Annotated in this window: 11 protein-coding genes; 6 read left to right on the top strand and 5 right to left on the bottom strand. The window is 72.0% G+C overall.

The features are described 5' to 3' along the window. Positions 1 to 127 precede the first annotated feature (127 nt). A complete protein-coding gene (locus ACZ7IF_RS31385) occupies positions 128 to 568 on the bottom strand; it encodes a VOC family protein (protein ID WP_470978279.1) in 441 nt (146 codons plus the stop codon). Between the two features lie 23 nt (positions 569 to 591). Here ACZ7IF_RS31385 and ACZ7IF_RS31380 point away from each other — a divergent pair, with 23 nt between their 5' ends. The 3 genes from ACZ7IF_RS31380 to ACZ7IF_RS31370 all read left to right on the top strand — a co-directional run bounded on the left by ACZ7IF_RS31380 (position 592) and on the right by ACZ7IF_RS31370 (position 2034). Then, on the top strand, positions 592 to 747 hold the full coding sequence (locus ACZ7IF_RS31380) for a hypothetical protein (RefSeq protein ID WP_470978276.1): 156 nt from the start codon (positions 592 to 594) through the stop codon (positions 745 to 747). 220 nt (positions 748 to 967) lie between these two features. Next, positions 968 to 1597, top strand: coding sequence for a hypothetical protein (locus tag ACZ7IF_RS31375; RefSeq protein ID WP_470978273.1), 630 nt, complete (start codon positions 968 to 970; stop codon positions 1595 to 1597). After that, positions 1594 to 2034 (top strand): hypothetical protein, encoded by a 441-nt coding sequence (locus ACZ7IF_RS31370; protein WP_470978270.1) that lies wholly within the window; start codon positions 1594 to 1596, stop codon positions 2032 to 2034. The genes ACZ7IF_RS31375 and ACZ7IF_RS31370 overlap by 4 nt, the downstream gene beginning before the upstream one ends. Before the next feature lie 299 nt (positions 2035 to 2333). Here the strand turns inward: ACZ7IF_RS31370 and ACZ7IF_RS31365 are convergent, their stop codons facing one another. Next, entirely contained in the window at positions 2334 to 2894 is a 561-nt protein-coding gene (locus ACZ7IF_RS31365; RefSeq protein WP_470978267.1) for a TetR/AcrR family transcriptional regulator, read from the bottom strand. A 113-nt stretch (positions 2895 to 3007) separates the two neighbouring features. Here ACZ7IF_RS31365 and ACZ7IF_RS31360 point away from each other — a divergent pair, with 113 nt between their 5' ends. The 3 genes from ACZ7IF_RS31360 to rph all read left to right on the top strand — a co-directional run bounded on the left by ACZ7IF_RS31360 (position 3008) and on the right by rph (position 6777). Further along, a complete protein-coding gene (locus tag ACZ7IF_RS31360; RefSeq protein ID WP_470978264.1) occupies positions 3008 to 3430 on the top strand; it encodes an NAD(P)H-dependent oxidoreductase in 423 nt (140 codons plus the stop codon). Next, a complete protein-coding gene (locus ACZ7IF_RS31355) occupies positions 3427 to 3750 on the top strand; it encodes a DMT family transporter (protein WP_470978261.1) in 324 nt (107 codons plus the stop codon). The genes ACZ7IF_RS31360 and ACZ7IF_RS31355 overlap by 4 nt, the downstream gene beginning before the upstream one ends. A 408-nt stretch (positions 3751 to 4158) precedes the next feature. Further along, positions 4159 to 6777 carry a rifamycin-inactivating phosphotransferase gene (gene rph, locus ACZ7IF_RS31350; protein WP_470978258.1) on the top strand — a complete coding sequence of 873 codons (2619 nt, stop codon included), beginning with the start codon at positions 4159 to 4161 and terminating at the stop codon, positions 6775 to 6777. A gap of 278 nt (positions 6778 to 7055) precedes the next feature. On the opposite strand, the gene ACZ7IF_RS31345 is transcribed toward rph, so the two are convergent. Genes ACZ7IF_RS31345 through ACZ7IF_RS31335 form a run of 3 tightly spaced genes read right to left on the bottom strand, consistent with a single transcriptional unit; the run spans position 7056 to position 9031 of the window. Beyond that, a complete protein-coding gene (locus ACZ7IF_RS31345) occupies positions 7056 to 8054 on the bottom strand; it encodes a zinc-binding dehydrogenase (RefSeq protein ID WP_470978256.1) in 999 nt (332 codons plus the stop codon). Positions 8055 to 8103: 49 nt separating this feature from the next. Continuing rightward, positions 8104 to 8454 (bottom strand): MerR family transcriptional regulator, encoded by a 351-nt coding sequence (locus tag ACZ7IF_RS31340; protein ID WP_470978253.1) that lies wholly within the window; start codon positions 8452 to 8454, stop codon positions 8104 to 8106. Beyond that, positions 8441 to 9031 carry an LOG family protein gene (locus tag ACZ7IF_RS31335; protein WP_470978249.1) on the bottom strand — a complete coding sequence of 197 codons (591 nt, stop codon included), beginning with the start codon at positions 9029 to 9031 and terminating at the stop codon, positions 8441 to 8443. The genes ACZ7IF_RS31340 and ACZ7IF_RS31335 overlap by 14 nt, the downstream gene beginning before the upstream one ends. Between the last annotated feature and the right edge of the window lie 251 nt (positions 9032 to 9282).

The following is a 9282-nucleotide window of genomic DNA, read 5'->3' as shown; positions in this document are numbered from 1 at the left end:
CGCCCCGCCTTCTCCTCCCCGCTTCCCCTCCCGCCCTGCCCGGGGGGAGCAACACCCCCCCTCCCCTGCCCGGAGGGGCGGGCCGCAGCCTTCTCCCCCCCCCCCCCCCCCCCCCCCCCCGCACCCGTCAGACCCCGGCCCCGGAACCGTCCTGGTAGGCGTCGGCGTAGGCGGCCGTGGGGGCGATGGGCGTGATGACGTCGATCAGGACGCCGTCGGGGGCGGCCACGATGAAGTGCCTCTGGCCGAACGCCTCGCTGCGCAGAGAGAGTTCGGGGCGAAGCCCGGCCCCGCTGACGAGGCGCGCGTACTCGGCGTCCACGTCGGCCACCTCGAAGTTGAGGAGCAGCCCCCGCGCCGGCCGGCGGAAGGCCTCCGGCACGGTCTGGTGCCCCGCGGAGACCAGGGCGAGCTCGTAGTGCGGCGGTTCGGGCCGCCGCAGGCTGACGTACCAGTCGCTGGTGTAGGTCGTCTCGAATCCGAACAGCGAGGTGTAGAACGCCACGGACTCGCCGAGCCGCTCGGTGCAGAGCACGGGATAGAAGCTGGTCAGGGCGGAGGAGGTCATCACGGCACCGTTCTGGGGCGGGTATGCGGTCGTATCATCCCAACGACGCGCCCGCTCGTGCGTCACGGCCGTCCTGCACGACGGGCCCGGCGGGAAACACCTCCGGTTTCCACCAGGAGTACCAGCAGTACGTCGGGGACGCGCTGAACGACCGGGCGAGCTCGATCGCCCTGCTGTAGCCCCCGGCCCGAGTCGGCGCCCCCCCCGCGTGCCCGCTCCGAGGGCTCCCGGGGGGCCGCGATCGGGCACGAAGCGGTGATCCTCAATTCTTCCTCAGAACAACGCCCGGGTCCCCCCGTTCCTCCGCGAGCGCGGCTACGGTCTCCTTCGCAGGGGTCGCCTCGTTGACCTGACGGTGACTCATAAACACTATGTCATGGGGGAATTATGCGTTTTACCGTGCGTGGGACCGTCGGTCCGGTCTTCGCCTTGGCCCTGCTCGGCGGGCTGGCGTCCCCGGCGCAGGCGGCAGGCGGCGACGGGCCGGCGTCCGTGCCGTCCGCGGTGGAGGCCGTTGAGGCGGCCGCTCCCGAGGACGACTCGCTGGCGCAGCTGCCGGAGACGTCCACCAACTCGGAGTCGGGGGCGCAGCGGTGTGACAACCCTCGCCGCACGTGGTTCGAGATCCCCTCGAAGACCGGGGTCCACATGCCGGCCAAGTTCGGGGGGACGTCCTTCAAGGACGGCCCGGGCGGCACCATGGTGGTCAGGGTGGAGAGGTCGGGGAAGGTCCAGCGGGAGGTCAGCGCCGGTGGTGAGGTCGAGGTCAGCGGCATCGTCGCGAAGGCCAAGGTCTCGATCAGCGCGAAGATCGGAACCGAGACCGGGATCACCGTGGGCCACGAGTTCCGCAGGAACGTGAGCAACGGCAAGTACGGTCACCTGCAGTACGGCTCCTGGGGGTACTCCGTGAAGTGGGCCAAGTACGAGACCAGCGCGGACGGGTGCGGCAAGAAGCTCCTCAAGAGCGGCACCGCGAAGCTGCCGACCTCGGAGGTCGGGTGGAACTACTGGGAGACGAGCTCTTGAGAGCTCGGCGTGGGCCGCTGACCGCGGTCGTGGCCCTCGCTCTCACGTCCTTCCTGGCGGCCGGCTGCAGCGGGGAGACCGCCTCGTCATCGGCGAGCGAGGAAGCCCAGGGCGTCCGCGCCAAGGGCCTGCTGGAGAAGGTCGCGCCCGATTCCCCGGAGTTCGTGGAATCCGGTCTGGAGAGGGTTCCGGAGGGCGTGCACGCCCGCTCCACCCTCACCAAGGGCAAGTCGTACAAGGTCTCCGTAGCCTGTGTCGGCACTGGAACGGTGGAGCTGACGATCGGCGAAAAGGGTCACCCGCAACCCGTCCCGTGTGACGGGGTCAGGGCGAGCCGGCCCGTTCAGGACCCTCCGCAAGAGCTGCCGATCGACATCACCGCGGCTTCCGGAGCCACGGGAATGGTCGCCTGGCAGATCACCGCCGTTTCGCCCTGACAGGGGTGCCTCCATGGTGCCTGCCCGCCCGCGGAAACAGCGGGCGGGCAGGCACCGTTCGTGTTCGTGAGGAGACGGCGGTCCGCCGCAGCCCGGTGGCCGGGGGAAGTGAAGGACAGCCGGCCGCGGCCACCAGGTCCCGCCCTTTCAGGCAGCCGTCGTGCCCGTCGGCCGGCGCTCGCGATGCCCCGGCCACTCCCACCACCGTGCCGCGCCCCCGCGGGTGACGCCGAGGCCCGGGTCCGGTGCGACTCCGGCCTGCAGCCCGCGGTGGCCGGGGGAGGGGGCCCGGGTCCCGTTCAGTCGGCTCGCAGCCCGCTCGCCAGCCGCCCCAGCGCCGCCTTGATCCGGTCCGGTGTCACGCCCTGGGCGCGCTGCTGGAGGAAGACCTCCGGTGCCAGTGGCGCGAGGAGGCCGTCCACCAGGGCCTCCGGGTCGGGGATGCCGGACTCGCGCAGCAGGACGAGGACGTGGCTGCGCCAGAAGCCGTACGCCCCGACGGTGAAGCGCTTCTCGCCGGTCTCGGCGCCAAGGACCAGGTGGCCGTGGGTGTCCAGCAGGTCGACCATGGCGGCGTAGAAGGCGGTGAGCCGTTCGAGCGGCGGCGCGCCGGGGCCCAGTGGCGGGGCCCCGCGCAACAGCTCTTCCTGCAGGCGGCGTTCGTGCTCGTCGAGGAGGGCCGCCGCGATGGACGTGACGTCCGGGTAGCGGCGGTAGAGCGTGCCGCGGCCGATGCCGGCCACCCGGGCGATGTCCTCCATCGTGACCGACCGCGGATCACCGGCGGCGAACAGCTCGGCGGCGGCGGAGAGCACCTTGGCCCGGTTGCGGGCGGCGTCCGCGCGTTCCCTCGTCTCCATGACGCCTCATCCTACCGGAATAAGTGGACGCTGCGTCCGGTTGAGCCTCTCGTCCGGTATAACTGGACGCTGTGTCCGGTTAATGTTCCGGCCGATACCGAGGGGGTCCCGTCATGACCACGCTGCTGCACCTCGACGCCAGCGCCCGCCGCCAGTCCTTCAGCCGGGAGGCCGGTGACGCCGTGCTGATCGCCACACCGATGTACGACTACTCGGTCCCGGCGTCCCTGAAGGCCTGGAGCGGCCAGGTCACCTTCCCGCGCACGTCCCTGGCCGGACGGCGGTTCGCCGTGGCGTACGCCCGCGGCGGCGCGTACGGCCCGGGCACCCCGCGCCACCCGTACGACCAACAGGAGCGCTACCTGCGCGACTTCTCCGCCGGATACTTCGCCTTACCGGAGGAGGACATGACCTTCCCCGGCACCGAACTGGTCGACTCCCTCACCGATCCCGCCCTCGCCGGCCGGCGCGGGGCCCACGACGCGTCCCGCGCGGCCGCGCCGGAGGCCGCCCGCAGGACAGGAGCGTCCCTGTGAGCTGGCTCCTCCTCGTCGCCGCCGGGCTGGTGGAGGTCGCCTGGTCGCAGAGCATCAAACCGACGGCCGGGTTCACCCGCCCGCTGCCCACCCTGCTCTGCTTCGCCCTCGCCGCCGTCGCCGTATACCTCCTTGCCCTGGCGATGAAAGGCTTGCCGGTCGGCACGGCCTACGCCGTCTTCACCGGGATCGGCGCGGCCGGCGCCATCACCCTGGGCGTCGTGGTCCACAAGGACCCGGTCACCCCGGGCCGCCTCCTCGCCCTCGCCCTGATCATCGGCGGCGTGGCGCTGTCCCACGCAACCGCCCCGTCCGAGTGAAGGGCCCGCTGCCGGGCACCTCGCTCCGCAGGGACACCTGGACCCCGGCCAGATCTGACCGTCCGGTCAGAACCAGCGCGGGCAGTGCGGGGAGCGCTCGGTCCGGAACCGGGCGTCGGCGAGGGCGGCCACCCCGAACGCCGGCCGGCGTTCGGGGTGCCGGCAGCCGACGGTCCCGGAGCGGAAAAGCAAAAGGCAGGGAGAACGCTCTCCCTGCCACTACCAAGCTATAGCGCACTGGGGGGCTTGCCGCAAGGCCCCCGTCCCAGCAGAGAATCGTCGGCCCAAGCCACGAATCGCGAAGAATGGGGCCCACGAAGTGCGATTGCTGTCGTTGTCGACGTCCAGGGCAAGCGGGGCGGTCAGGCCCCTCGGCGCGGAGCGGCCGGGCTCCCCGGAGGCATCGCGATGACCGAACAGTACGTGCTGGATCTCCGAGAAGCCGACGCGGCGCAGGTCGCCGTCATCGGCGGCAAGGCCGCGCACCTGGGCGAGCTGTCGCGGATCGAGGGCGTCCGCGTCCCGGAGGGTTTCTGCGTGACGACGGACGCGTTCCGGCGGATCCTGGCGGGAGCACCGGCCATCGAGGACGGGATCGACCGGTTGCGGCGCGTGCACCCGGGCGACCGGGAAGCCATCCGCACGCTCAGCGGGGAGGTCCGCCGGGCCATCGAGGGGATCCCCGTCCCGGACGGTATCGCGGCGCGGATCACCGAAGGACTCGCCCGGTTCGGCGAGCGGGCCGCCTACGCCGTGCGGTCCAGCGCGACGGCGGAGGACATGCCGTCCGCTTCCTTCGCCGGCCAGCAGGACACGTACCTGAACATCGTGGGCCCGACGGCCGTCCTCCGGCACATCAGCCGGTGCTGGGCCTCGCTGTTCACCGAGCGGGCCGTGACGTACCGCCAGAGCAACGGCATCGACCACCGTACGGTCCACATGGCCGTGGTCGTACAGCGGATGGTCCTACCGCAGGCGGCCGGTGTCCTGTTCACGGCCGACCCCGTCACGGGTGACCGGAAGGCCGCCTCCGTGGAGGCGGGCTTCGGTCTCGGCGAGGCCCTGGTGTCCGGCCTGGTGAACCCGGACGTCTTCACGGTGCGGGACGGCCGAGTCGTGGCCAAGGCGATCGTCGCCAAGGAGCGTGCCGTCCGCGCCCTGCCTGCGGGCGGTACGCGGGAGGTGGCGATCGACGCGCAGCGGCAGGAGCAGCCGACGCTGACGGACGCGCAGGCCGTGCGGCTCGTCCGGCTCGGGCGGCGGATCGAAGCGCACTTCGGGCGGCCGCAGGACATCGAATGGTGCCTGGCCGACGGCGACTTCCACATCGTCCAGAGCCGGCCGATCACGACGCTCTTCCCCGTCCCCGTCCCCGACCCCGTCCCCGGCGACCACGAGAACCGCGTCTACGTCTCGGTCGGTCACCAGCAGATGATGACCGACCCCCTGAAGCCCCTGGGGCTCTCCGTGTGGCAGCTGACGGCCATGGCGCCGATGCACGAGGCCGGCGGCCGGCTGTTCGTCGACGTCACCGGGCAACTGGCCTCGCCCGCGAGCCGCGCCGGCCTCCTGGACATGATCGGGCGGGGCGATCCCCTGGTCAGGGACGCGCTGGAGACCGTCCTCGACCGCGACGGCTTCCTCCCGTCGCTGCCCGGGCCCGCCGACGCGGCTCCCGGCGGGCCGCCGGCCGGCCGTGCGCCCGCCCCCCTCGAGACCGATCCGGCCGTCGTCACCGAGCTGGTCGAGCGCAGCCGGCAGTCCCTCGCCGACCTGGAGCGGGACATCCGGACGAAGACCGGACCGGAGTTGTTCGACTTCCTGTCGGACGCCTTCCAGGAGCACAAGCGACTCCTCGGTGATCCGCAGAGCCTCCAGGCCGTCATGGCGGGGATGGAGGCCACCTGGTGGCTCAACGACAACCTGCGGGCGTGGCTGGGCGAGAAGAACGCGGCCGACACGCTGACGCTGTCCGCCCCCGGCAACGTCACGTCGGAGATGGGACTGGCGCTGCTCGACGTCGCGGACGTGATCCGCCCGTGGCCGGAGGTGGTGGCGTTCCTGCAGGGCGTCGAGGACGACGGTTTCCTGGACGAGCTGCCGAAGCTCCCGGGCGGGCCCGGAGCACGCGACGCCATCGAGGACTTCCTCGGCCGGTACGGCATGCGCTGCGTCGGCGAGATCGACATCACGCGGCCGCGGTGGCGCGAGCGCCCCGCCACGCTCGTACCCGTGATCCTCGACAACGTCGGGAACTTCCGGCCGGGCGCCGCCGAACGGCGCTTCGAGCAGGGGCTGCGTACGGCGCGGGAGAAGGAGCAGGAGGTGCTGTCGCGATTGCGGGCACTGCCGGACGGGGACCGGAAGGCGGACGAGACCAAGCGGATGATCGACCGGGTCAGGACCTTCATCGGGTACCGGGAGTACCCGAAGTACGGCATCGTCAGCCGCTCCTTCGTCTACAAGCAGGCCCTGATGCGGGAGGCCGAGCGGCTCGTGCGGGCCGGCGTGCTCGCCGAGAAGGAGGACGCCTTCCACCTCACGTTCCAGGAGCTGCGCGAGGCCGTACGTTCGCACCGGGTGGACGACCGGCTCATCCAGCAGCGCCAGGACGCCTTCCGCTCGTACCAGGCGCTCACCCCGCCCCGTGTTCTCACGTCGGACGGCGAGGCCCTCACCGGGTCGTACCGGCGCGACGACGTACCGGCGGGCGCCCTCGCCGGACTGCCCGTTTCCGCCGGGACCGTCGAGGGACGGGCCCGCGTCATCCTCGACATGGCCGACGCCGACCTCGAGGCCGACGACATCCTGGTCACGGTCTTCACGGACCCCAGCTGGTCGCCGCTGTTCGTCGCGATCGCGGGCATGGTGACGGAGGTGGGCGGGCTCATGACCCACGGCGCGGTGATCGCCCGGGAGTACGGCCTGCCGGCTGTCGTGGGCGTCGCCCGGGCCACCCGCCTGATCCGGGACGGGCAGCGGATCCGCGTGCACGGAACCGACGGCTACGTCGAGCTCCTGGACTGACCCGCCCCGTCAAGCCCCACGCCTGCGGCGCCGGGCGAGGGGCGCCCTGCGCAACCTCTGCCTCGGCGGGGCCGTCGACCGCCCGGCAAAGCCGTCCGAAAGCGGCGTCGAGCACGCCACGGCCGGGTCGGCCAGCCGTCCCACGGCCGTCACGACGGCGGCTGCCGAGTCCTCCGCCGCCATGTGCCGCTGCGCCTCCCCGGCCGCTTTCGTGTACGAAGGGCCGCCGGTCGCGTGTTGCGTCCCGCCCGGCCCGCAGCAGCCATCGCCTTCGCCGGCTACCGCCAGGGGTCGAGGGCGAGCTTGCCCTGCGTCTGGCGCGCCGCGAGACGCCGGAGCACCGCCGGCCCCTCCGACAGCGGGTACACCGTGGGAGTGCCGGGCGGGTAGACGCCCTTGGCGATGAGGTCCTCCAGCTCGGTCAGCAACCCCTGGAAGGCGGCGGGGGCCGCCTCCGCCAGCGCGAGGATGTGCAGGCCCTTCACCTGGACCCGGTGGGTGAACACCAGGTCGTGGGTGGTCAGGCTCGCGTGGCCCGAGGCAGCGCCGAAGACGATCACGCGGCCGACGATGGCCTTGGTGACCGCCAGGCTCGCCCCGAACGTCGCTCGCCCGGTGGACTCCAGGACGAGGTCGACCGGCCCCGTCAGACGCAGGATCCGCCCGGCGAGATCGGGGTGCGAGGGATCCAGCACGTGGGCGGCGCCGAGGGCCTTGACCGTGTCGTGCTTGGAGGGCGAGGCCGTGGCGATGACGGTGGCTCCGTAGTGGACGGCCATGCGCACGGCGGCCTGCCCGACCCCGCCCGCCGCCGCGTGGACCAGGACGGTGTCACCCCGCCGGATCTCGCCCAGCTTCTTCAGGGCCGCCAGCGCGGTCGCCCAGTTGATGACGAGACCGAGGGCCTCGGCGCCGCTCCAGCCGTCCGGGACGGGAAGGACCCTGTCGGCCGGCATCAGCATGTACTGCGCGAACGCTCCGTGGCCCGAACCGACCACGTGGCTTCCGGCCGGGAGCGGGCCCTCGGTCCCCTGACCGGCGGCGACGATCTCGCCCGCCGCTTCGAAGCCGGCGACGTAGGGGGCCGCTGGTCCGCCCTCGTAGTCGCCGTGGGCCTGCATGACGTCCGCGAAGTTGACCCCGGCCGCCCCGACGCGGACCAGGTACTCGCCCTTCCCCGGGACGGGCAGGGGATGGCCACGCCTGAGGGTCAGGTCCTCGGGACCCTTGAGGGAGTTCTGCATCAATACGCTCTGGGACTGCTCGGTGATGTCCATGGGCAGAACGTAGAACCCTGACGCATACGGCAAGGTCAACACCCGTGTCTCAAGCGGATCCCCGGCGGGATGCCGCGAGGAAGGCGTCGAGGGCCGCCCGCTGATCGCTCAGGCCCGCGATCCGCTCCGCCAGCCGGTCCCGGTAGCGCTCCACGTCCGCCAGGAACGCCGGGCACACCCCCTGATCCGTCGTCACGTAGGGCAGCACCTCCTTGATCAGCCGCACCGGCAGCCCGGCTTCCAGCAGCGTCCGGATCACCTGCACCCGCTCGATGGTCGCCGGCCCGTAGTCCCGGTACCCGTTGGCGAGCCGGCCGGCGACGACCAGCCCCTCGTCTTCGTAGTACCGCAGCGTCCGCGCGCTGACACCGCTCTCCCTGGCGGCTTCACTGATCTTCATGCCCCGGCAACGTCCGGGAGGCGCCTGATCTTCCAACGGGCCGGGCCGTCACGTTCTCCTCCAGGTAGGCGAGCGCCGTGACGGCGTCGTCGGCGAAGAAGACCAGGTCGTGCAGCGGCACGGGCAGGAAGCCCTCCTCCGCCATACGCCGGAACTGCTCCTTCAGGCCGTCGTAGAACCCCGCCGTGTTGAGGAGCACCACCGGCTTGTCGGTCCTCCCGTGCTTCTTGAGCTCCAGGATCTCGGTCGCCTCGTCCAGCGTTCCGGTCCCGCCCACCATGATCACGACGGCGTCGGCCTTGGCCAGGAGCAGCGCCTTGCGTTCGGCGAGGTCGCGGGCGATGAACATCTCGTCCGCGTTCTTGCGGGCCTTGGCGGCCAGGAACTCCACCGACACGCCCACGAGCCGGCCCCCTGCCGACTGGACACTGTCCGCGACGACCTTCATCAGGCCGCTTTCGGAACCTCCCCACACCAGCGTGTGGCCGGCCTTGCCGAGGAGTTCACCGAACTGGCGGGCGGGGCTGGTGTAGCGGTCGTCGAGATCAGCCGCGGAAAGGAAGACGCAGATATCCATGAGGCAACAGTGTGGTGCGTGACCGCGCCGCAGGAAAGCAGAGGGGCGGGCTGCGCGGAGCATGAGGAGAAGACACACGGAGAGCCGTGCCGCGCCGCCCTGCCACCTGCCACTGCTGGGCCGACCAGGGCACGGGGCGCACGCCACGCGAGGTCCCGGCCCGCCCGTTCGGACTGCGAGGACGGTGGCCCGCCACAGGGGGCGTTCCAACGGGCAGCTGGACACGACGACACCGATCGCCGCCACGTCCT

Source organism: Streptomyces sp. NPDC037421 (assembly GCF_055602105.1).
Note: the sequence above shows the minus strand (reverse complement) of the source record. Positions and strands in the feature narration are given on the sequence as shown.